This window comes from Cystobacter fuscus, assembly GCF_044360685.1.
GTDB classification, from domain to species: Bacteria; Myxococcota; Myxococcia; order Myxococcales; family Myxococcaceae; genus Cystobacter; species Cystobacter fuscus_C.
Genome location: NZ_CP043491.1, coordinates 10,610,264 through 10,631,448 on the forward strand (window position 1 = coordinate 10,610,264; position 21,185 = coordinate 10,631,448).

The window sequence follows — 21,185 nt, forward strand, 5'->3', positions numbered from 1 at the left end:
GTCTCGTGAGAGCGGAGGCTCGGGTCGGATGGAGTATAGGCGCGATCGCGGGCCTCGCTCCTGCTCCAATGACGTGGAAGCCATCTTCGACGTCCCCGGGGCCTGCGCATCCTCGCGGACGCGTGTGCACCCGGAGAGGGTGTCAAAGAACTTGAGCAGCACGAACTGGCGCGACACGTGGCGGGAAGGCGAAGGGAGGAAAGCAGGCCGAAAAATCTCCACGACACCACTGAGCCGCCGCCTCTCGAAATGCCGCAACGAAGGCCCGGTACTGCTCGCGCAGTTCCTTCAACGCCTTCCGCGTGGAGGCATGCCCCAACAGCCTTGGGCTCCTCTCGAGGTGCTCGGGCCGGGTCGCGGGTGTTGAGCCCCCACGGCGCTGGCCTCCAAGACCGGTTTGCCCCGGGATTCAGCCTCGGCGTCCACTTGCTCCACGAGCCCCCGCACCGCTTGCTACCTCTCGTCCTCCTTCAGTCCTTCCCAACACGGTAGTGGCGTTATTTCCAGTTCCACCGGCTTGGCCCATTCCTGAGCGAAGCGCCCCTCTCCATGTCCTCGCTTTCCGCGTTTGCTCCAGCGACCCCCGCAGACGGCCTGCCCACGCTCTACGCGGGGCCCTACCCTCCCGGCGCCCCGGACGCCATCATGACGTGCCGGTTCTCTGGCGGGGAGAAGCCGGAGAAGTACCTCGCGGGCACGAGGACGGCGCTCCACCGCTGCACGGTGACGGTGCTGGTGCGCGGCGAGTGCGGGCCGGACGGATACAGCGAAGGAATCGCCCGGGCTGCCTGGGAGGCGATGTACGACGCCCACCCCGAGGGCTATGTGTACGTGGACGTCGAGAAAGGAGGACTCACTGGTACCGCAGGGAGGGCGAGGAGGGGCGGCACCACTTGTCGTTCACAGTAGACGTGGCATACATATCTCAGGAGTAACTTCATCCCTATAGACTGGCCGCGTCGACCAACGGTTGCAGTCACCTACCATTGCCACCAGCTTTGTTTGCTCAAAGGGTTGATGTAATCGGGCACTCTGCGTGGAGGTGTTCCCCTGGCAATACCGAGCCGCTCCCAATACTCACTAGGCGTGAGCACCGAGACGGCATTGGCCACAGGGGCAAGGCGCTTCTTAAAGTCGCCATCATATGTCAGCAATACGTTGAGGCCTAAATCCTCCGCCTCAGCAAGAACCCTACAGTCTCCCTGCTTTGAATGGAACCCGAGCAAATACGCAGCTCGTTCGTCCACCCTGGAGACACACTGGACTGGTAGATCCAGAAACTGCACACTGATGGAGCTGTCGTGCATTTGGCGACGCTCCTCGTCCCGAATTCGGTCACACTCAACAACCACCGTCTTTGAAACGTAAAACGTACCCACCATGTACAAATAAACACGAACAAGAGCTTTCCGCTCCAGGGCGAGGCGATCCACCGCCTCCTCAGTCCCCCTGATAGCATCAAGCAGATACGACAAGCACTGAGAGTCAAGTCCAACCTTCCACGAACTCACAACAACCCCCTCGAAGTTCAAACTTCGTTACAAAACACGCCATGTACGCAAGGACACTCTGAATTGTGAGGCGCGGCAAGTTTGCGTAATGACCCTGCCAATCGCAGGAGGTGGAACACCAGAACAACCAGAGGGCATGACCAGCCTCACGTGCACACACATGCGCCCCTGCCTCATCGAGAAACACCATCACACCGGCCCGCCCGACCCTCGCGTGTTCGACCCGGGCCACCAAGTAGCGCAACCGCGTCCCATCAGGCTCCCGCTGCGCCTCCTGAAGTGCCATCTCCGCCCGCAGAAGCCTCGCCGCCAGTTCCTGCCGTTTATTCCCACCCATAGAGCCACCTTCCCGCCTTTCGGACCGAGTGCTTTCTGTCGGATTTGCCCGTACGCCTGAAGTCCCCTCAGCACGTCTCGGGCCAACCCCACCCCTTCTCCTCGGGCATGGCCGGCAAGGTGAAAGTGGCCGTGGACGTGGCCAGGCTCTACCGGTTGCGCGACAACCCCGAAACGATGCTGCGCAGCCTGAACAGGCCCTGCCTCGACGGCGTGCGCCGCGCACTCGACACCTCCGCATTCCTCGTCCCCCGTGGGGGAGTTCCGGACGACCCACACAACCTCGCGAACACGGGTTTCGTCCTCGGCCCGTCCGTCAACCTGGGTGCCCGCTCTCCATCACCTAGTTCTTGGGCTACTCCCACCCCGCCGCCGGGGCCATCCTAACAGCCGAGGGTGATTTTCTGGGACGGAGCCGCTGACGTTTAACTGGCCACGCCCGAACGAGGGCGAAGCGAGGCTTGGCGCATCGCCTCGCTGTTGATAGCCAAGTCAACCAGAGCAGCACTCGCGGGCGCGTCAGGCGCCCCCCCAATGGGCCTCTGCGCTACAGCGCTCCTCCCTCAGTCAGGGCGCCCGCACTCTTCTCGCTCGGAGCCGCAAGCAACTCTAGCGGAGCGCCATCGGAGGGGCAGACGAACGCTCGAAAAGAGCGCTGCCCCTGCTGCTGGCCGGTGCCAAGGATGAGCAGCAGCGGCTCTTTGCAGTCGTACTCCTTGGCGTGACTGATCTTGAGCATCTGCTCGAAGTCATCGCCGCTCGGCTCGACATGGTCGACGGGATGGAAGTGCCACTCACCGATGTAGTAGGTGCGCTCCTTCGCGCGCCACTTCTTGCCGAGCATGTCGCGCAGCCCGCTCACGCCGCGCACGAACCACGACCGCCCGCGACGAGAGTCCGACGGCGGCGGCGTCGCCTCCCGCACGATCGCGACCGTGAGATCGTCCGAGTGGCGGCCGATGAGGATGCCACCCGTCTCGGAAGTGCCAGCTTCGCGGCAAAGGCGATCCAGCATGCGAAGCACGTGCGCCTGAAGTTGCACGGCGAAGGTGCCGTCCACGGTCTTCCCGCTCCAGTCCATCATGACGCCATCTCCTCCACGGCGGGCGGCGCACTCTCCGGGACGAAGCCCTGGAAGCCATCATCGGAAATCGACTGCGTGAACACCCGGAAGCGAGGTGCACGCGGCCTCTGCGCAACGAGCATCTCGAGTTCCTTTACGCACGTTGCAGCAGCCAGCACAACGTCGTCGTAGCGAGCCGGGAACAGAGGCGACCAGCATCCGGCTCCCTCGAGGACCTCTTCGCTGCTGGCCCAGGTCTTCGCCTCGTGCTCAAGCCAGGGACGAACTCTCGTGGAGAACTCCTGCTGCGGGAACTGGTGGCCGCTCACGCCGAACGAGAAGACGCGCTTCCCGCCGTAGCCCAGCGAGAACGAAGCGAAGACACGCGGGATCGACCACCATGCCGTCGCGAGCAGCGCAAGGGCTTCGTCAGACGACGTGCAATCGATGATGACATCGTACTCGTCGAACTGTGCTCCGATCGCCTTCGCATCGCCGTGCAGTTCCTCGTTGAACTCGGTCACCCGAACGGCCGACGAGATCTGCCTCAGTCGCTGCGCAACGACCTGCACCTTGGTCTTCCCGACATCGACGAGCGTGGCCACATGTCGGCACACGTTCCCTGCCTCCAGCAGGTCTTCGTCGACGAGAGCGATGTCCTTGATGCCTGCGCGCACGAGTATCTCGGCCAGGGTCGAGCCCAGCGCGCCGACACCGAGGAGCGCGACACGGAGGTCTCGAACCGCGCTCGGGAGTCGGCCACGAGCCTGGAGACGTTCGGGGCTCCAGTTCTCCGTGCGCAAGTACTGGAGCGCCACCTTGTCGGCGAACGTCCCGTACCGATCGCGTTGCCACCAGCCTCGCGCGTTCGGGCGAAAACCACTCGGCGGCTTTCCTGCGGCCGCTCCCACGGGCGGAAGCAGAAGCGCATCCCAGTGGACCTCGGTTACGGGCGTGCCGACACGCAACGACACCGGGTAGCCGAGTAGGAGGATGTTGCTCGTCTTCGCGCCTCGAACCGAGGCGAGGATCCAGCGCAGCACTCCGTCAGCGTCGAGTCCCATCGTCTTCGCGACGCGCCGAAGTTCTCCCCATGTGCTGGGGGCTTGCCACGGCGGAAGAACGATGGGCTTCGGCCACAGCCACCAGAAGCCGGTGACGTCGTCGCACTTCCCGAGCTTGCGGCCTGCCCACTCACGGACGGTTGCTTCGGTCCGGTCCTCGAAGCGACTCACGCCGATCGCGTTGCCGATGTCGGTCACCAAGCCGAGGTCAGCGCGGCCGAAGGATCCTTCGCGGCCGCTCCACGCATCGAACGTCAGAGCGGTCTCATCGTGAACCAAGCGCTGTCGAAGCCATGCGCGCGCCGTCGTGTGGGACCGAGCCGGAAGCTCAAACGGATCGCCCATCGCCAAGAGCTGGTCGTTGGCCGCGTGGTGAAGCCAGACTAACGCGCGCTCCACGTGCCACCGCAATCGGGTGTCCGCGTCGCCGACAGGATCGCGAACGAGGGTCAGTCGTCGTTCGCCGCCAAAGGGCGAGTCGAGGCACAGCTTGCCGCCTCGCCAGCCTCGTCGCTCACGGCTCGGCGTGTTTCGCGACTGGTGCGGGAAGGTCGCCGTGATCCCGCCTTCGGCTGCAGGGTAGACCGCGATCTCGCCGAAGGGATAGCCCTCATCGATCAGCGCGCACCAACGCGTCAAGGCGCCGATGAAGCGAACGCCGGTCTCACGTCGAAGAGAGAACGTGACGACCCATTGCTTCACGTTGGCATGGAACTTCGGCTCGTCCTCAACCACGCACGCATCGATGCCCCGCAGGCCGCGAAGGCCGCGTTCAATCGCAGGAGGTGTGAGGACGGGCGCAGAGGTCACGCGAAGCGTCCACTCCCCGGAACGGCGGGGCCGGTCGGCGGCGTGTAGCCACGGCCCGACCCTCTCGAACCACCACCGCCGTTCTCCGGCGGCTTCGGGAACTTGCTCCCGAACAGATCGCGCCAGAGGTTCCCGCTCTCCGTCCGGTCCTGGGAGTCAAAGGCGCGCCGCGCCAGAGCCGCGCCGTCTTTGACCTGATCGTAGAACTTCTTGAAGTCGTCAGCGGAGATTCGCTTGAAGACATCGTGCGTCGACACGCCGTAGTCCGGGAGGCTCGGCTTGCCACCGACCAGGACAGTCTGCGCGTACTCCGAGACGATCTTCTCGAGCGTCTTCACGACGCCATCGCCGACACCCGTGATACCGTCGGGGCAGCATTCACCGATGAGCCGCTCGAGCGGGAAGCCCTTCGGGTGCTTGGGCGCCTCGTAGTTCTCGACGCGCCACCACTTGATGGCCTTCACGACGTTGACGAAGTGCCGGTCGGTGCGCGCGTTCTTGTCCCGCGTCCAAGTGATCTGCGCGAGAGGATGGGTGGGCTCCCACTTGTTCGCGTCGCGGTCGGGGATATGGAGCGGTTGCGCTTTCCACTCGTCCTGCTCATTCGCCTTGACGAGCAGCGTTCTCGCGTCGCTTTGGTACCGCGAGCCGAGCGCGACCCACGAACTGTGGAGGCGCCAGTCCTTCGCCTCTTCAAGATCGTCATCGCTCGTGACCGCGTCCGACCGCAGGATGCCGATCTCCGCATCCGACGGCGCCGATGTGAGAACCAGATCGAGTTCGACGTACGACAACTCGATGCCGAACGAGCGGCCTTGCTGCCGCCACTTGTTTTTGTAGTGCTTGTCGAGGAAGGGCTTGAACAGGTCCATCGCCTTCACAGGCGAGTACTCCTCCTCGGAGAGCTTCGTGACGACGATGATGTCGACGTCGGAACGACGGTCGCCTTTCGGGCGAATGGCCGTTGCCCGTCGATAGCTACCCTGGAGGAAGTCCGAGATGAGGCACTTCTTCAGGTCCTCGTAGGCGTTCAGACGCTCACGCAGCGTCTTGTGCCCGGTCTGCAGATCCGAGCGCTGATTCTCGGTCGGCCGAATCTCCTGCAGGAAATCCTTGAAGTCAGTCGGTAGTTCCATTGCGTACCTCGTCATGCCGGCAGGCTAATGCTCGGCGAGTACGATCCGCCCCGTTCACCTTCGAAATCGAACTCGTAGAGCTGCACCTTGCCCAGCGCTCCTCGGTGCTGCCCGAGGAAGAACGCGAGCGCGTTCGGGGCGGCGATGAAGAGGTGCGTCGTCCCACCGTTCTTGGGCCGGTTCGTGCGAATCACCTCGGCGAGGCTGTCGGCAAGAGCTACGGCGTGGTCGGCATCGGCGACCGCACGTTGCCCGACGCCCGATACGGGGCGCGCGTCGACGACGGTCCCGATCGCCGGCATACCCTCCGCGTACGCCTTCACATCGGCGAGCGCGTCTCGCGACACCGAGACGACGACCGCTACGTCATCGCCCCCCCTGGACGTGGCGCTGGCTGTCGTCGCCCACGTGCTATTCGCAGTGCTGGTCGAGGCCTCAGGTTTCCAGACTGACTTCCGGATACCCTTCTGCACGGGGAAGACCTGCGTGCCCGACTTCCGATCGAGTTCGTAACCAGCGAGGAAGGCGACGGAGCTATGGCACTCAAGGAGGAGGTGGTTCTCACCACTGCGAAGCGACTGCGAGGCGTTCTTCAAGAACGACGCCACGTCAGGCACGACCGCGCTCTGCCAGGACTCTGCCGAGCGGATATGACGGCCCTCGAAGTTGCCTGCCACGCAGACGAAGGAGGAGCACTCGTCCTCCATGCGCTCCGCGCATCGCATGAAGCTGCGAATCCCCAGGACCGGAGGGCCGGACGGCGGCAGTGACGCGAGCAGGTCTTCGCGCTCGCAGAACTCCCGGAACGTCTGCGGGTCGAACGAGTTGGTCCCGTTCATGATGAGCTGCTGCGTCAGCGAGTCGTAAACGTTCTGCGTCTTGTCGACGGGGATCCCTCGCAGCCCGACATTGATGAACCGCTCGTTCAAGCTCTCCTTGAGCTCCCTTCGACTCAGGTAATCCACACGAAGCCGGAGCCGCCGAGCGAAGTCCTCGAAAGCATCTTCCGTCAGCTTGAGATGGTCACGCCAAGCCTCTCGGATCTTGCCGAGGGCAGAGCGTGGGCCATCGGTGAAGAACCGGCCGGGAAGCGCTCCCTCATCAGAGAGACGCAACAGCGGGCCGAGATTGTCCGTCGCGGACCACTGCCAGTTGCTGATCAAGTGCAGCCGATGCCATCCGTCGGTGTCGCCGAGGCGAGAGCGCGCATCATGGAACCGCTGAAGCAGCGAGCGAGTGGCGTTGATGAACGACGGATCGCAGAAGCTGTCCGCTGCGTACTCGGAGCTGCGATCGACGTGGTACTTCACCTGGTAGTAGTCGGCCGCGCACGGGCGACCACCGGCGTCAATGCCGGGCGCCGCATAGTGAATCGAGACGTCGTCGACGCCGGCAGCCTTGTCGTTCTCGATGGTGACGCGCACCACCTTTGATGACGGCCGAAGAAGCATGGCCGCATTCCACCAGAAGATCATCCCCTGGAAGATGTCGCCTTCGATGCGTGCACCGACTTGGTGAAGTGCCATCGCGTCCTCTCGCTCCACCAGCAACTTGAAGACGGCGTCGGATATTTCCTTTAGAACTCGATGTTGATCGAGTCAAATCAGGCTGTTACGCGGCCAGAGCAAGTTCCGCGTTGTGCGCGCCAAGCGTCCGCGCACGCCATGACCCACAGCCCCCGCACGCCCCCATGAGCTTGGCGCCTCGCCCACCTTCAGGGCGAGCACCGCGACTTGAAGGTCCGACGCGAGCAGGAACAGGTAAGGAGCTGAATCAACCGCGCCCACTTCAGCTCCAGTCGGCAGGCCACCACCTCGGTCCGGCACCAGCCTCCGGCCAATGGGGCCCTGGAAGTCGCTCAGAGGTCCGCGAGCCCCCCTCCACAACCTCCTCGTCACGGACAAGCTCTACCTGGGCTACAGCAGCCGGCTGGGATCGCCCCAGAACCAATCCACCACGCGGCGGGAGAACGCCAACTCCGTGCGGCTGGAGTACCAGTTCGGCCCGCGCTGGGGCGTGGAGGCCGAGTATGGCGACGCTCAAGTGGGTGGCGCGGACTTCATCTGGAGCAAGGAGTACTGAGGCGCGCCCCGTCCCCGGCGCGGCGCCTCCATGCCAGCCCTCCCGCTCAGCGGCGCGGGCCCGGCCCCCGTTGCAACATGCTCAGCCGCTGCCGCGCCGCCTTGTTGCGCGGATCGAACCGCAGGGCCTCCTCCAAGCGCTCGCGGGCCCGGGGCAGGTCGCCCTGGCGGGCGTAGACATCGGCCAGCATCACCAGCACGCCGGCGTTGTACGGCTGCAGGTCCAGGGAGCGCTCCAGCTCGGTGGTGGCCTTGGCCATGTCGCCCTGGCGCAGCGCGAGCTGGCCGAGCAACACGTGCGGCATCGGCAGCCCCTCCGAAGCGGGCGTGTGGGCCAGCTTTTCCAGCGTCTCGCGCCCGCGCACATCCCCCGCCCCGGCGAGCGGCAGCGCGGCGGACTGGCGCACCCAGAGCGACTTGTCCTCGAGCAGGGGAGCGAGCAGGTCGAGCGCCTCGCGCGAGCCCGTGGCGGCCAGCGCCGCGGCGAGGTCCGAGCGCAGGCCCGAGTCCCGGGCGGTGGCGAGCGCCGCCTTCAGCGCGGGCACCGCGTCCTGGTGGAAGCGCTGGGCGAGCAGTTGCGCCGCCACGCCACGCAGGGACGGCGCCTCCTTCGTGTCCGCCAGCACGCCTTCCAGGAACGGGCGGCTGTCCGCCGCGGTCTTCACCGCCAGGGCATCCGCCAGGCGCATGCGCCGGGCCTGCCGCACCTTGGCCTGGGGCCACCACTTCGCCAGCGCCTCGTCCATCGCCTCGGGCGTGGCCTTCGCATGCGCATGGCACGCATTGCACCCGTTGGGGATGCCATGCTTCACCGTGTTGCGCGGCACCGGCACGTCGATGGCGTGGTCCGCGAACGTGTCCAGCACGCCGGAGATGGTGGGCGGCATGTGGCAGGCGACGCAGTCGGGCGCCTCGGCCGAGGCGGTGTGGTGGGTGTGCCGGGAGCCCTCGGCGAACTCCTTCGCGTGGCAGCCCTGGCAGGTCGCCGAGCCCACCGTCACCGCCTTCGCGGGGTGCTTGGGCTGCTTGAGCTCATTCACGTGCCCGTCGTGGGGCGCGTCGTGGCAGGTGAGGCACGTGGCGCCTCCCTTCAGGTAGCAGCGCGACTGGATGAGGGCCTGGTATTCGAAGCTGGAGGTCTTCGGACGCCCATCGTCGAAGAAGTCGCCGGAGCGCTCCGTGCCCAGCAGCAACACCATGGGCTGGTAGCTGTCCTCGTAGCGCTCGCCCGGCTTGAAATGGTGCGCGGCGTCCAGCGACGGAAAGAGCGTGCGGTGGGGGCCATGGCACTGGGCACACAGGGCCAGACCCTTCTCCGGCGGGAGCTTCTCCGGCTGGACGATGTCCCGGGCGAGCTGCGTCTCCACGTGGCGCGCGCCCGGGCCATGGCAGCTCTCGCACGCCACGCCCGCGTCCGCGAAGCCCGTGCTCCAGCGATGGGTCGCGCGGTCATAGCGCGTGTCGAGCCCGGTGACGTGGCAGTCCAGACACGAGTGCTGGGCATTGCGCTGCCAGTTGGACCAGAAGAAGGGATGGTCCGGCGGCAGGGCCCCCTGCTTGGCCTCGGAGTAGTCCACCCACTCGCCGTGGCCGGTGACGTGGAAGTAGATGGGCAGCACCTGCCAGCGGCCATCCGGCATCTGGGTGACGGGATCCTGCATGTGCTTGCCGCCCATCACCCAGTCCACCGGGTAGTCGGCGAGCACGCCCGTGGGCCCGCGCGTGCGCATGAAGGAGTGCGAGTCGCGCCGCGTCATCCACGCCTCGCTGGACTCGCCCTTGTAGTGGGTGTTGGCGAAGTCACCGACCACGAAGCGGGGCTCGGCCGGCGAGAGCGCCCGCGCATGCCAGTCCTTGCTCCACGCCTCGTGCTCGGTGTCATGGCACTCGCCACACTTCTCCGCGCCCACGTAGCCCGCCGCGGGCGAGGACAACCGGGCGGGTGCCTGGGCCATCGCCTCGGCCGGCTTCACGGCCGCGGGAGCCACCGCGGGTGGAGCACTCGGGACGGCCACCGCCGGGGGCGGAGGCGGGGTGGACGCCGAGGTGCGCCACACAGCGGCTCCGGCGGCCAACACGAGCAGCGAGACGAACGCGACGAGGATCGGACGGGAGCGGGACATGCGCGGCGGCGGAGGTTAGCGCAACGACGGGCCGGGCGCTCCGGCCGCTTGCCGCACGGTGTCCCGCAGCACCTCCAGGTCCACCGGCTTGTCCAGGAACGCTCGCACCCCCAACCGTCTGGCCTCCTCGCGCGTCTCCTCGTCCGCGAAGGACGACAGGAGGATGACGGGGCAGGCGAGCCCCGCCGCCTGCGTCTGGGCGAGCACCTCCAGCCCGGTGCGCCCCGGCATCCGGATGTCCGAGAGGATGAGATCCGGCGGCGACAAGGGCCCCCCACACACCCGCGTCAGCGCCACGTAGTCGGCCAGTTCGTGGCCGTCCTCCACCGCCACCACCGCGAAGCCGGCCCGCACCAGCGTCAACGTCAGGAGCGAACGCATCTCCTCATCGTCCTCCGCCAGGAGGACGCGGAGCGGCTGGGGTTCGGAAAGCATCATGGCGAACGCTCCGGGAGGAAGGTCACTCCCCCCCAGGAGCATGCCGTGTGCCAGTGCGCGCCTCGGAGGGGACACGGGGCCGGGAGGACGCGCTCCGGGGGCAGCCTGCCCCATCGGGGGCATTCCGCCTCGCGGAGGGTGGCCCTGGGAAGCAGGGGGATGGGTGCGTTTCTTGAAGAAGTCCCAGGGGGTATGCCAGACCCCGGAATCACGCCATGAAGCTCGCCCGGAAGATCGTCCTCGCCCTCGTGCTGCTCGTCTTCGCCGTCATCGCCGGGCTGCAGACCATCCAGGTGCGCAGGGAGCTGGCTCGCTCCGAGCTGGACATGCAACATGATCACCGCCTGCTCGGCCACACGCTGGGAGGTTCCTTCGTCCGGTCCTGGCAGGTGGAGGGCCAGGAGGCGGCGCTCACCCTGCTCTCCGACGCCAACCTCTTCCAGGAGCAGGTGCGGGTGCGCTGGCTGTGGTTGAACTCGCGCGAGGGCAACGCGCTGCCCGCCGAGCAATGGGAGGCGTTGCTCGACGGACAGGACACGTCCTTCACGGACCAATCCCGGCCACCGGGGTGGTTGATCTCCTTCACCCCCGTCACCGTCAACGGGCGCCTGGGGGCCATCGAGATCATCGAGCCCCTGGTGGAGCAGCACCAGCACGTGCGGCAGACGGTGGTGAGCACCGCGGTGGCCACGGGCGCCATCACCCTCGCCTTCCTCGTGGTGGCCATGGCCATGGGGCGGCGACTGGTGGGCCAGCCGGTGGAGCAACTGGTGGAGCTCGCCCACCGCGTGGGGCAGGGAGACCTGGAGGCCCGGGTGCACCTGCGCCAGGAGGACGAGCTGGCCACGCTGGCGAGCGCGATGAACCAGATGGCCCACGAGCTGTCGTCCGCGCGCGCGCAGGTGGAGGCGGAGACGGCGGCGCGCGTGGCCACGCTCGAGCACCTGCGGCACTCGGACCGGCTGGCCACCGTGGGCAAGCTCGCCTCGGGCGTGGCGCACGAGCTGGGCACGCCGCTCAACGTGGTGCTCGGCCGCGCGAAGATGATCGCCTCGGGCGAGGCCGAGGGCGAGGAGGTGCCCGAATACGCCCGCATCATCTCCCAGCAGGTGCAGCACATGACGGGCATCATCCGCCAGCTCCTGGACTTCGCCCGGCGGCGCACGCCCCAGCGCGCCCCGGAGGACCTGACCCAGCTCGTGGAGCGCACGCTCGCGCTCCTGCGGCCGCTCGCGGCACGGCGCCACGTCACCCTGGACCAGGAAGCCGCGGGCCCGCTGATGCTGGAGCTGGACGCGGGGCAGATCCAACAGGCCCTCACCAACCTCATCGTCAATGGCATGCAGGCGATGAAGCAGGGGGGAGTGCTCCGGGTGCGGCTCGGGCGGGAGCGCGCCCTGCCCCCGAAGGACCTGGGAGGACCCGAGGCCGAGTGGGTGCGGCTGGACGTACGCGACGAGGGCGAGGGCATCGCCCCCGAGGTGCTGCCCCACGTCTTCGAGCCCTTCTTCACCACCAAGGACGTGGGCGAGGGAACGGGGCTCGGCCTGTCTGTCTCCTATGGACTCATCCGGGACCATGGGGGGTGGATTTCCGTGAGCAGCGAGCCCGGACGCGGTAGTTGCTTTTCCATCTTCCTCCCACCGGGAGCGAGGGACGCACAGGAGGCGGGGACATGAGCGCGACGAAGGGCCGCGTGCTGGTCGTCGAGGACGAGCGCGAGATGCGGGCGCTCCTGGAGAAGGGCCTGGGGCGCCGGGGCTTCGTGCCCACGGCGCGAGGGAGCGCGGACGAGGCCTTCGCGCTGCTCGAGTCGGAGGACTTCGACACGGTGCTCACGGACCTGCGGATGCCGGGCATGGATGGGATCGCGCTGTGCGAGCGCATCGCGCTCAACCGTCCGGACATTCCCGTGGTGGTGGTGACGGCGTTTGGAAGCCTGGAGACGGCCGTGGCGGCCATCCGCGCGGGCGCGTACGACTTCGTGACGAAGCCGGTGGACCTGGACGCGCTGGCGCTGGTGCTGGAGCGGGCGGTGCAACACCGGGCGCTGCGCGAGGAGGTGCGGCGGTTGCGCCGGGCGCTGGGCGAGGTGTCCACGGAAGGGGGCGTGGTGGGCGAGAGCCTCGCGCTGCGCCGGGTGTACGAGCTCATCGACCGGGTGGCGGACTCGGACACGTCGGTGCTGGTGACGGGCGAGAGCGGCACGGGCAAGGAGGTGGCCGCGCGGGCGTTGCATGCGCGGGGCCGGCGCCGGGCGGGGCCGTTCGTGGCCATCAACTGCGCGGCCATGCCCGAGGCGCTGCTGGAGAGTGAGTTGTTCGGCCACGTGCGGGGCGCGTTCACGGACGCGAAGACGTCGCGCCCGGGCCTGTTCGTGAAGGCCAACGGCGGCACGCTGTTCCTCGACGAGGTGGGGGAGTTGCCGCTCACGCTCCAGCCCAAGCTACTGCGGGCGCTGCAGGAGCGCACGGTACGCCCAGTGGGCGGCGAGACGGAGGTGGCCTTCGACGCGCGCATCGTCGCCGCCACCAATCGGGATCTGGATTTGGCGGTGGAGGAGGGACGCTTCCGCGAGGACTTGTACTACCGGCTCAACGTCATCGGCCTGGAGCTGCCGCCCTTGAGGGCCCGGGGCAATGACGTGTTGCTGCTGGCGCAGCGCTTCCTGGAGCACTTCGCCACGCGCAGCGGCAAGCGCGTGGTGGGGCTGAGTCCCGCGGTGGCCCAGCGGCTGTTGGCCTATAGCTGGCCCGGCAACGTGCGCGAGTTGCAGAACTGCATCGAGCGCGCGGTGGCGCTCACGGCCTACGAGCAGCTCACGGTGGAGGATCTGCCGGATCGCATCCGGGACTACCGCGCGCCCAATCCCCAGACACAGAACCAGGACGTGTCCGAACTGGTGTCACTGGAGGAGATGGAGCGGCGCTACATCCAGCGCGTCATGGAGACGGTGGGAGGCAGCCGGACACTCGCCTCGCGCATCCTCGGCGTGGATCGCAAGACGCTCTACCGCAAGCTCGGCCGCCGCCACCCCGCCGCCGGGACGGAGGACAAGGACGACGCCAAGGAGTAGGCCACGGGGGTGATGGCTGTCTGGGTTATCTGCCCCGAAATTCGAGGGCTTGGCCGCCGCCACGCCGCTCCGGAGCAACAAGTCCAAGAGACCGGGCTCACGGTGGGCCGGCCGCTGGCGCCATGGAGGAGGGTTCATTGCCCGTGCCCCGAGGGGCTCCTACCTTTTTCAGGACAACTCACGGGGGTCCAACCATGGGGAAGAGCGGCGACGGCGAGCAGGGCGACCAACAACCGCCCCCCCCCTCCCAGGAGTCATTCGAGGACTCGGATTTCGGGGACTCGCTCCTGAAAGAGGTGGCTGGCTCCTCGCCGAAGCACGCGTTCCGCCGTCTGGTGCCTGGAGAGCGCCTGGGAGGCTTGGACGGACGCCGCTTCGAAATCCTCCAGAGCCTGGGAGAGGGCGCCATGGGGCAGGTCTTCCGCGCCCGGGACGAGGAATTACAGCGCGTGGTGGCGCTCAAGCTCCTCTTTCCCCGCGAGGAGCTGGCCGGCATGGGCCTGCGGGAGGCACGGGCCATTGCCCAGTTGGACCACGAGAACATCGTCCGCATCTTCGACATCTCCGAGTGGGCAGAGGGACCGGGCAAGTCCCCGGTGCCCGTGCTCGTCATGGAGTGTCTGGAGGGCGAATCGCTCGCGGCGGTGCTGCGGCGGGAGAAGCGGCTCGCGCCGTGGCACGCGCTGGACATCATGCGCGGGGTGGCGGCCGGGCTGGCGCACGCGCACCAGCATCACATCGTCCACCGCGACCTCAAGCCGAGCAATGTCTTCATCACCAGACAAGGCACGGTGAAGCTGCTCGACTTTGGACTCGCCTGGCTGACGGAAGGCCCCTCGGCGCTGCCGCACCTTCCCACCGCCGGCACGCCGGCCTACATGGCACCGGAGCAATGGCGCGGGCAGACGGTGGACGAGCGCACCGACCTCTGGGCCGCAGGCATCATCTTGTACGAGTTGCTCACCGGAGAGCTGCCCTATCCCTCCATGGACCTGGAGGAGTTGCGCGAGCAGGTGCTGTCGCCGGAGCCGGTGCCGCCGCTGCGCGCGCGCCACCCGGAGCTGCGTGGGGAGTTGGAGTCGCTCCTGTCCGTGGTGCTGGCCAAGGAGCCCTCGCAACGGTTGTTGTCGGCCGAGGAGCTGAGTGAGGAGCTGCGCGAACTGGGGGAGCATCTCCGGCCGGGACACGAGGCCTCCCTGTCCGTGGCGCCTCAGCGACGGCAGGTGACGCTGGTGTCGTGCCAGCTGGAAGGGCTTTCCGCGCTGGCGGAGGAAATGGATCCAGAGGACTTCAGCGAGCTGGAAGCGACCTTCCACCAGTGTGCGTCGAAGGTGATGCAGCGCCACGGAGGCTTCGTCCACCTGTGCATGGGAGACGAGGCACTGGCCTGTTTCGGCTACCCGGTGGCACGCGAGGGGGACTCGGAGCGCGCGGTGCTCGCGGGCCTGGCGCTGCCCGCCGCCGTGCGAGAGGTTCTCCAGGGAAAGGTGCCGCCGGGAAGTCACGCGGTGCTGTCGGCGCGGGTGGGCATCTACACGGACATGGTGGTGCTCGACGACATCCTCCCCGAGTTGCGCGGGCGCACCCCCACCATCCAGGGAGAGGCGCCCCGGGTGGTGGCGTGGCTCGCGCGGCAGGCCGGGCCGGACGAGGTGGTGATCGGCCCCAACACACACAACCTGGTGCGGCGTGCCTTCGACACGGAGCCGCTCGGCTCGAGGACGTTCGACGGCAGGCGCGCGCTGGCCGTGCACCGTGTGCTGCGCTCGCGCGAGGCCATCATCCGCTTCGAGCGGGCGCACATGGGTGGTGGAACGTTGAGCCCGCTGGTGGGCCGTGAGCGGGAGCTGGAGCGCCTGCTCGACGCGTGGAGGCGCGCCCGCGAGCGGCGGGGAAGCTATGTGCTGCTGTCTGGCGAGGCCGGCATCGGCAAGTCCCGCCTCATCCAGGAACTGCTCGCGCGGGTGTCACCGGAGCGGCCCATGCGACTGCGGCTCCAGTGCTGGAGCCAGTACAGCGCCAGCGCGCTGCACCCCTTCATCGAGGTACTGCAACGCAACTGGCTTCGCCCGGAGCGCTCGCGCCAGGAGAACCTGCGCGTGGTGGAGGCACAATTCCAGCAACGAGGCTTGTCGCCCATCCAGGTGCGGCTGCTGGCCGCGCTGATGTCACTGCCGGTGGCCGAGGACTCGCCCCACCTGCGCCTCACTCCGCAGCGGCAGAAGGAGGAAACGCTGGAGGCGCTGGCATTGCTGCTCATGTGGAACGCCGGGGAGCAACCGGTCCTGGTGGTGGTGGAGGATCTGCACTGGGCGGACCCCTCCACGCTGCAACTGCTCGGCTACCTGAGGGAAAAGGTGGAGCGGGCGCGCATCCTCTTCGTCCTCAGCGCACGCCCGGAGTTCCACCCACCGTGGACCCAAGGCCCGGGCTTCGAGTCCATCGCCCTGGAGCGGCTGCCCGCGGCCAGTACCGAGCGGCTGGTGAAGGAGGTGACGCGCGGCCAGTCCCTGCCGGCGGAGGCGATGCGGCAACTGGTGGCCCGAACGGACGGCATTCCGCTCTTCGTGGAGGAGATGACGCGCGTGCTCCTGGAGGGCGGAGCATCGGCCTCCATTCCCGTGACGCTCCAGGAGTTGCTGCTGGCGCGGCTGGACTCGCTGCCCAGGCGGCAGAAGCAGCTCGCGCAGTTGTGCGCGCTGGTGGGGCGCACCTTCTCCCAGACGTTGCTCGTCATCCTCACGGGCCAGAGCGAGCCCTCGCTGCGCCGGAATCTGATGGGGCTGGTGTCGGCCGGTCTGCTCCAGCTCCAGCCCGACAACACCGGGCTCACCTACCAGTTCCGCCACGCCCTCATCCAGGAGGCGGCCTGCCAGTCCCAGCCCCGGGGCATGCGGCGCAACTCCCACCGGAAGATCGCCCACGTGCTGGAGAAACACTTTCCCGGGGTGGCGGAGACACGGCCCGAGGTGCTGGCCTACCACTACGAGGAGGCCCAGGAGTTCCAGCCCGCCATCCACTACTGGAAGAAGGGCGGCATGCTCGCCAGCCTGCGTTCGGCCAACGAGGAGGCGGTGAGCCACCTCACCCAGGCGCTGAAGCTGCTACGCAGCCTGCCGGACGCCACGGAGATCACGAAGGAGGAACTGCAGCTGCTCATCGCCTTGGGCGTTCCGCTGGCGCAGGTGAAAGGCTACCAGTCGGCCGAGGTGGAGAGCACGTACGCGCGGGCGCAGGCGCTCTTCCGAGAAGTGGGCGAGGAGCTGCCACGGTTGGAGCTGGGCTTCTGGGGCTCATTCGCCTACTACTCCGCGCGAGCCAGGTTCGACGACGCGCACGAGGTGGCCAATCTGCTGGTGAGCCTGGGAGCGCGCCAGGGCAACCGCGAGCTACTCTGCATGGGCCACCGGATGATGGCCACGAACTTCTTCATCTGGGGGGACATGGCCCGGTCTCTGGAGCATGTGGAGCAGGCACGGGCCCACTCGGACTTCGACCTTGAGCGGCACCGGGAGCTCGCCGTGAGCCAGTCGGTGAATCCGCGCGTGGCCGTGTTGGCCTATGGCACGCTTCCGCTCTCGGTGGTGGGCCAGGCGGAGCAGGCCGAACGCTTCACCCATGAGGCACTGGAATTGGCCGGCCGCATCGGCCATCCGCACACGATGGCACTCGCGCTCACCTACTGCGCCCTCGGCAGCCAGTTGCGCTGGGACGCGAGCACCACGCTGGCGCTCACCGAGCAGTGCATCCCACTCGCGCGCGAGCACCGCATCTTCCTGTGGTACCTGTGGCCCTCGTTGCTGCGGGCCTGGGCCCTGTCCGAACTGGGGCGTCCCGAGGAGGGGTTGGTCCTGATACAGCAGACCCATGAGCAGTGGGAGCGCTCCGGCATCCTCGCGGGCGTACACCACACCCTGGGGATGATGGCCTCCATCCACCTGCGGCTGGGACAGGCGAAGGAAGGCCTGGCCGTGGTGGGCGACGCGCTGGCGGCGGCGACAACGGTCAAAGAGTATTCGTACCTGCCCGAGTTGCATCGCGCCCGGGGCGAACTGCTGCGGCTGGCGGGCCGGGAGGAGGAGGCGCGCGCGGAACTCCTCGAGGCCATCCACTTCGCCCACGAGCACGGAATGGCCGTCTATGAGCAGCGGGCGCGCGCGAGTCTGCTCGGGACGTACCAGGCTTCGAAGCCGTACGGGGAATACTCCCGCAGCTCGTGATGCGCGGGCGTGGGCATGCGCCACGGCTCCCGCGAATCACCCGTCACGAATGCACTCCCTTCGCTCAGACCAGGAGAAGCGAGGGCAATTCTGCATGGATGACACGAGTACAGGAGCGGTCCACCCGCTCACCCGACCAGGCGTTGAACCGCTCCGCGTGGTCCCACGGGAGGTCTCGCGCGGGCAGGCGAGGAAGCGCAAGCAGGTGGCCATGAGGCGCAATGCCTTGACAGTGCTCGTGCCCATCCAGCTCGAGCGCTTCCGTTCGCTGGAAAAGGTGCTGGAGAAGATCGGCCATGACATCCAACACAACCCACACCTCTCGTTCGACGAGCTGAAGGCCACCCACTTCCTGCGCTGGGTCATCATTCCCGGTCCCATGCTGGCGTTCGAGGCCAACTTCGACTCCACCGTGGAAGACTTCCTGCGGAGCTTCGTGCGCCTGGCCGGGAGCACGCTGCGCGAGCACATCTACTGCCATTGCGCGCCACCACTCCGAGCCGAGGACACGGATGAGGCCCTCATGGGCTACTTGCTCGACCACGCGCTGACCGAGCCCCTCTTCTTCCAGGGCTACCCGGGCATGAGCGTCGAGAGCATCGACAACGACGCCCGGGTACGGGAGCACATCCAAAGCTACCTCGATGAGGCTCGCGGGAAGTACCAGCCGGGGGAGGAGCATCAACTCCACGCGGACATCGGGCGATACCTCGAAGCGCGCGCCTCCGCCCAGGCGCTGACCCTCGACCCCGAGCGGCCATCCTGGAAGAAGCGGCTGCTGCACACGGGCGCCGTGCGTGTCGGCTTGGGCGTGCTCGCGCTGCCAGTGGCGCTCCCCACGGGACTGGCCTTGTTGGGGCTGAGGCTCGTGGAGGCCGCGGCGAATCGCTTGAGGGGAGCACGCGGGGCGGCGGCCCACCCCACCTACCGCCTCAAGGGGCGCGAGAGGCGGGGCAGGTTGCTCGAGCGCGAGGACTTCCAGACGCAGAACCAGCTCACGCACCTGGTGGACCTCAAGCCGGGCCTGTCACGGCTGCTCCTGGTCAAGCTGGCGCTGTGGGTGTGGGGCTACTGGGCCAGGTACTCCTTCGCCGAGGGCCACCTCGGGGGCATCGAGGGCATCCACTTCGCGCGTTGGATCCTCGTGCGGAACGAGGAGCCGCTCGGGGCGGGGCGCGCGAAGCACCGCCTGCTCTTCTTCAGCAACTACGATGGGAGCTGGGAGGACTACCTCGGCACGTTCGTGGACCGGGCGAGCATCGGACTCACCACCATCTGGTGCAACACCGAGGGATTCCCCTCCATGCGGCTGCGCGTCTGGCCTCCACGTCTGGAGTTGGGTGCCGACCGCGAGGAGGAATTCAAGGAGTGGGTCCGCCAGCATCAGGTCTACACGCAGGTCTGGTTCACCCGGCACCCGGATCTGAGCGTCTCCAACATCTACAACAACAGGAACATCCGCGCGAAGGCGAAGGCCCGCCTGTCGGCGGAGCAGGTAAAGGAATGGCTGAGATGGCTCTCATGAAGAAGCAGCTCGATTGGCATGATATCCAGGCGATTGTCTTCGCCGGCTATGGCGACCTGCCGCGCGCACGCTACGCGTTCCTCCGGGTGAAGCATCCAGAGCGAGCCAAGGCCTGGCTGCGGGAGCTGTCCGAGCAGGTCACCACGATGAAGCAGCTCCAGGGGGCCAAGGCGGAAGGCCAGCGGAAGGACCATGCGGTGCATGTGGCCTTCACCGAGAAGGGTCTGGCGGCGCTCGGGCTGCCTCGGGAGGTGCGCGAGTCCTTCCTGCCGGAGTTCGTCGAGGGACAGACCAGTGCCCATCGTGCGCGTGCCCTCGGCGACACGGGCGCGAGCGCGCCGCACAAGTGGTGCTTTGGCGGGCCGGTCCGCGAGGGCGAGGAGGACAAGGAAATCCACCTCGTCCTCATGCTCTTCACCCACGGGGACGAGCAGCACCTGGAAGAGATGGAGTCCCTCCACGCGCGCCACCGCGAGCGCTATGCCGCCGGACTTGGCGAGGTGTTCGTCCAGGACGCGTGCCTGCGGAGGATGGACGGCGAGGAGGGCACCCAGAACGGCTTCAAGGAGGCGTTTGGCTTCCGGGATGGCATCACCCAGCCCACCATCGAGGGCACTCCAGCGAAGCCCGGACAGACACCGCCCATCAAGGCGGGAGAATTCATCCTCGGCTACGAGAACGCATACGGGCAGCTGCCCTCCTCTCCCACCGTGTCCGCGGAGCAGGATTCGCGCGGGCTCCTCCCCGCGCTCGAAGGCTCGTCCCGGAAGGATCTGGGATGCAATGGCACCTATCTGGTGCTGCGCAAGCTGCGGCAGGACGTGGAGTCCTTCGAGCATTTCCTGCACGAGCACTCACGGGATCCCGAAGACCCCCAGGGCGATGCCCATCGGCGTGAATTGCTGGCGGCGAAGCTGATGGGGCGCTGGCGCAGCGGCGCACCGCTCTCGCTGTGCCCGGCACGGGACGACAAGGAGCTCGGACGGGACACCACGCGCAACAATGACTTCCTGTATGGAAATGACCCGCATGGGCTGCGCTGCCCCATGGCCTCGCACATCCGCCGGAGCAACCCCCGCGACACGCTCATTCCGGATTCGAGCAAGACGTCGCTGAAGGTCTCGGACCGTCGGCAGCTCATCCGGCGGGGCCGGCCCTACCAGGACTCCAATGGGGAGCAGGGCATGATGTTCGTCGCGCTCAATGCGAACATCCAGCGCCAGTTCGAATTCATCCAACAGAGTTGGATGAACAACCCCAAGTTCACGGGGCTCTACGACAGCAGGGATCCCATCGCTGGAAACAACCACGACCCCGAACTGGAGGGTTCTCGCGCGGAGAACTACGCGGTGAGCATTCCCGCCGAGCCCGTGCGCCAGCGCATCACCGGCGTGCCCCGCTTCGTCCACGTCCGGGGAGGCGCCTACTTCTTCCTGCCAGGAATCCAGGCCCTCCGCTTCCTGGCCTCGTGAACGGCGCCCTCGTGCATGTCTCACTCGGAGAGCATCCAGGCAGGCGCGGCGCATCCCCCCCCGCCCGCGCGTGCCAGCCCATCCCACCATGCCCACCTTCTGGGGAATAACCCTTCACGGAAGAGGCGAGACATGAACAAGAAGAACCTCGACGAGAAGCAGGTTCCCCGCCAAGGCAAGTCGGAGCAGGACGAGCCCGTCCGTCACAAGGGCCCGGATCGCTCCACCGAGGAGGAGAAGCGCTCCGGCCCTCAGCCCGACGGCAACGGCGCCACGGGTGAGCCGGCGGCGTTCCCTCCGCACAACTGAACAATACACATGGCGGGAGAC

15 protein-coding genes are annotated in these 21,185 nt (G+C 67.3%); 8 read left to right on the forward strand and 7 right to left on the reverse strand.

The window, feature by feature from the left end; translation table 11 throughout:
* Positions 1-549: 549 nt before the first annotated feature.
* On the forward strand, positions 550-909 hold the full coding sequence (locus tag F0U63_RS43415) for a hypothetical protein (protein WP_395840245.1): 360 nt from the start codon (positions 550-552) through the stop codon (positions 907-909).
* Positions 910-980: 71 nt separating this feature from the next.
* Here F0U63_RS43415 and F0U63_RS43420 read toward each other — a convergent pair whose 3' ends face one another.
* The 5 genes from F0U63_RS43420 to F0U63_RS43440 all read right to left on the reverse strand — a co-directional run bounded on the left by F0U63_RS43420 (position 981) and on the right by F0U63_RS43440 (position 7,446).
* The gene (locus F0U63_RS43420) at positions 981-1,433 is read right to left on the reverse strand and encodes a hypothetical protein (RefSeq protein ID WP_395840247.1); all 453 of its coding nucleotides are present in this window, start codon (positions 1,431-1,433) and stop codon (positions 981-983) included.
* Positions 1,434-2,394: 961 nt separating this feature from the next.
* The gene (locus F0U63_RS43425) at positions 2,395-2,931 is read right to left on the reverse strand and encodes a Mov34/MPN/PAD-1 family protein (RefSeq protein WP_395840249.1); all 537 of its coding nucleotides are present in this window, start codon (positions 2,929-2,931) and stop codon (positions 2,395-2,397) included.
* Positions 2,928-4,784 carry a HesA/MoeB/ThiF family protein gene (locus F0U63_RS43430; protein ID WP_395840252.1) on the reverse strand — a complete coding sequence of 619 codons (1,857 nt, stop codon included), beginning with the start codon at positions 4,782-4,784 and terminating at the stop codon, positions 2,928-2,930. The genes F0U63_RS43425 and F0U63_RS43430 overlap by 4 nt, the downstream gene beginning before the upstream one ends.
* Entirely contained in the window at positions 4,781-5,920 is a 1,140-nt protein-coding gene (locus F0U63_RS43435; RefSeq protein ID WP_395840255.1) for a nucleotidyltransferase, read from the reverse strand. The genes F0U63_RS43430 and F0U63_RS43435 overlap by 4 nt, the downstream gene beginning before the upstream one ends.
* An 11-nt stretch (positions 5,921-5,931) precedes the next feature.
* Positions 5,932-7,446, reverse strand: a complete 1,515-nt coding sequence (locus tag F0U63_RS43440; RefSeq protein ID WP_395840257.1) for an SAVED domain-containing protein — start codon at positions 7,444-7,446, stop codon at positions 5,932-5,934.
* Positions 7,447-7,759: 313 nt separating this feature from the next.
* Here F0U63_RS43440 and F0U63_RS43445 point away from each other — a divergent pair, with 313 nt between their 5' ends.
* The gene (locus tag F0U63_RS43445) at positions 7,760-8,002 is read left to right on the forward strand and encodes a hypothetical protein (RefSeq protein WP_395840259.1); all 243 of its coding nucleotides are present in this window, start codon (positions 7,760-7,762) and stop codon (positions 8,000-8,002) included.
* A 46-nt stretch (positions 8,003-8,048) separates the two neighbouring features.
* On the opposite strand, the gene F0U63_RS43450 is transcribed toward F0U63_RS43445, so the two are convergent.
* Together F0U63_RS43450 and F0U63_RS43455 are read right to left on the reverse strand one after the other, a co-directional pair.
* Positions 8,049-10,124: a tetratricopeptide repeat protein gene (locus F0U63_RS43450; protein ID WP_395840262.1), complete on the reverse strand. Its 2,076-nt coding sequence runs from the start codon at positions 10,122-10,124 to the stop codon at positions 8,049-8,051.
* A gap of 15 nt (positions 10,125-10,139) precedes the next feature.
* Positions 10,140-10,562, reverse strand: a complete 423-nt coding sequence (locus F0U63_RS43455) for a response regulator (RefSeq protein ID WP_395840265.1) — start codon at positions 10,560-10,562, stop codon at positions 10,140-10,142.
* Between the two features lie 215 nt (positions 10,563-10,777).
* On the opposite strand from F0U63_RS43455, the gene F0U63_RS43460 reads away from it, so the two are divergent.
* From F0U63_RS43460 to F0U63_RS43485, 6 genes are all read left to right on the forward strand, one after another.
* The gene (locus tag F0U63_RS43460) at positions 10,778-12,241 is read left to right on the forward strand and encodes an ATP-binding protein (protein ID WP_395840267.1); all 1,464 of its coding nucleotides are present in this window, start codon (positions 10,778-10,780) and stop codon (positions 12,239-12,241) included.
* Positions 12,238-13,638, forward strand: a complete 1,401-nt coding sequence (locus F0U63_RS43465; RefSeq protein ID WP_395840269.1) for a sigma-54-dependent transcriptional regulator — start codon at positions 12,238-12,240, stop codon at positions 13,636-13,638. Before F0U63_RS43460 ends, F0U63_RS43465 begins: the two co-directional genes overlap by 4 nt.
* A 194-nt stretch (positions 13,639-13,832) precedes the next feature.
* Positions 13,833-17,858: a protein kinase gene (locus tag F0U63_RS43470; protein WP_395840272.1), complete on the forward strand. Its 4,026-nt coding sequence runs from the start codon at positions 13,833-13,835 to the stop codon at positions 17,856-17,858.
* Positions 17,859-18,069: 211 nt separating this feature from the next.
* Positions 18,070-19,383: a hypothetical protein gene (locus F0U63_RS43475; RefSeq protein WP_395840274.1), complete on the forward strand. Its 1,314-nt coding sequence runs from the start codon at positions 18,070-18,072 to the stop codon at positions 19,381-19,383.
* Positions 19,371-20,855: a Dyp-type peroxidase gene (locus F0U63_RS43480; protein WP_395840277.1), complete on the forward strand. Its 1,485-nt coding sequence runs from the start codon at positions 19,371-19,373 to the stop codon at positions 20,853-20,855. The genes F0U63_RS43475 and F0U63_RS43480 overlap by 13 nt, the downstream gene beginning before the upstream one ends.
* A gap of 132 nt (positions 20,856-20,987) precedes the next feature.
* Positions 20,988-21,164 (forward strand): hypothetical protein, encoded by a 177-nt coding sequence (locus F0U63_RS43485; protein WP_395840279.1) that lies wholly within the window; start codon positions 20,988-20,990, stop codon positions 21,162-21,164.
* The last annotated feature ends 21 nt before the right edge of the window (positions 21,165-21,185 follow it).

Bases quoted from the DNA above. Each gene is read 5' to 3' on its own strand.
- F0U63_RS43440 (WP_395840257.1), bottom strand. From the start codon at position 7,446: ATGGCACTTCACCAAGTCGGTGCACGCATCGAAGGCGACATCTTCCAG.
- F0U63_RS43480 (WP_395840277.1), top strand. From the start codon at position 19,371: ATGGCTCTCATGAAGAAGCAGCTCGATTGGCATGATATCCAGGCGATT.
- F0U63_RS43470 (WP_395840272.1), top strand. From the start codon at position 13,833: ATGGGGAAGAGCGGCGACGGCGAGCAGGGCGACCAACAACCGCCCCCC.
- F0U63_RS43485 (WP_395840279.1), top strand. From the start codon at position 20,988: ATGAACAAGAAGAACCTCGACGAGAAGCAGGTTCCCCGCCAAGGCAAG.
- F0U63_RS43450 (WP_395840262.1), bottom strand. From the start codon at position 10,124: ATGTCCCGCTCCCGTCCGATCCTCGTCGCGTTCGTCTCGCTGCTCGTG.
- F0U63_RS43460 (WP_395840267.1), top strand. From the start codon at position 10,778: ATGAAGCTCGCCCGGAAGATCGTCCTCGCCCTCGTGCTGCTCGTCTTC.
- F0U63_RS43445 (WP_395840259.1), top strand. From the start codon at position 7,760: ATGGGGCCCTGGAAGTCGCTCAGAGGTCCGCGAGCCCCCCTCCACAAC.
- F0U63_RS43465 (WP_395840269.1), top strand. From the start codon at position 12,238: ATGAGCGCGACGAAGGGCCGCGTGCTGGTCGTCGAGGACGAGCGCGAG.
- F0U63_RS43415 (WP_395840245.1), top strand. From the start codon at position 550: ATGTCCTCGCTTTCCGCGTTTGCTCCAGCGACCCCCGCAGACGGCCTG.
- F0U63_RS43475 (WP_395840274.1), top strand. From the start codon at position 18,070: ATGAGGCGCAATGCCTTGACAGTGCTCGTGCCCATCCAGCTCGAGCGC.
- F0U63_RS43435 (WP_395840255.1), bottom strand. From the start codon at position 5,920: ATGGAACTACCGACTGACTTCAAGGATTTCCTGCAGGAGATTCGGCCG.
- F0U63_RS43425 (WP_395840249.1), bottom strand. From the start codon at position 2,931: ATGATGGACTGGAGCGGGAAGACCGTGGACGGCACCTTCGCCGTGCAA.
- F0U63_RS43455 (WP_395840265.1), bottom strand. From the start codon at position 10,562: ATGATGCTTTCCGAACCCCAGCCGCTCCGCGTCCTCCTGGCGGAGGAC.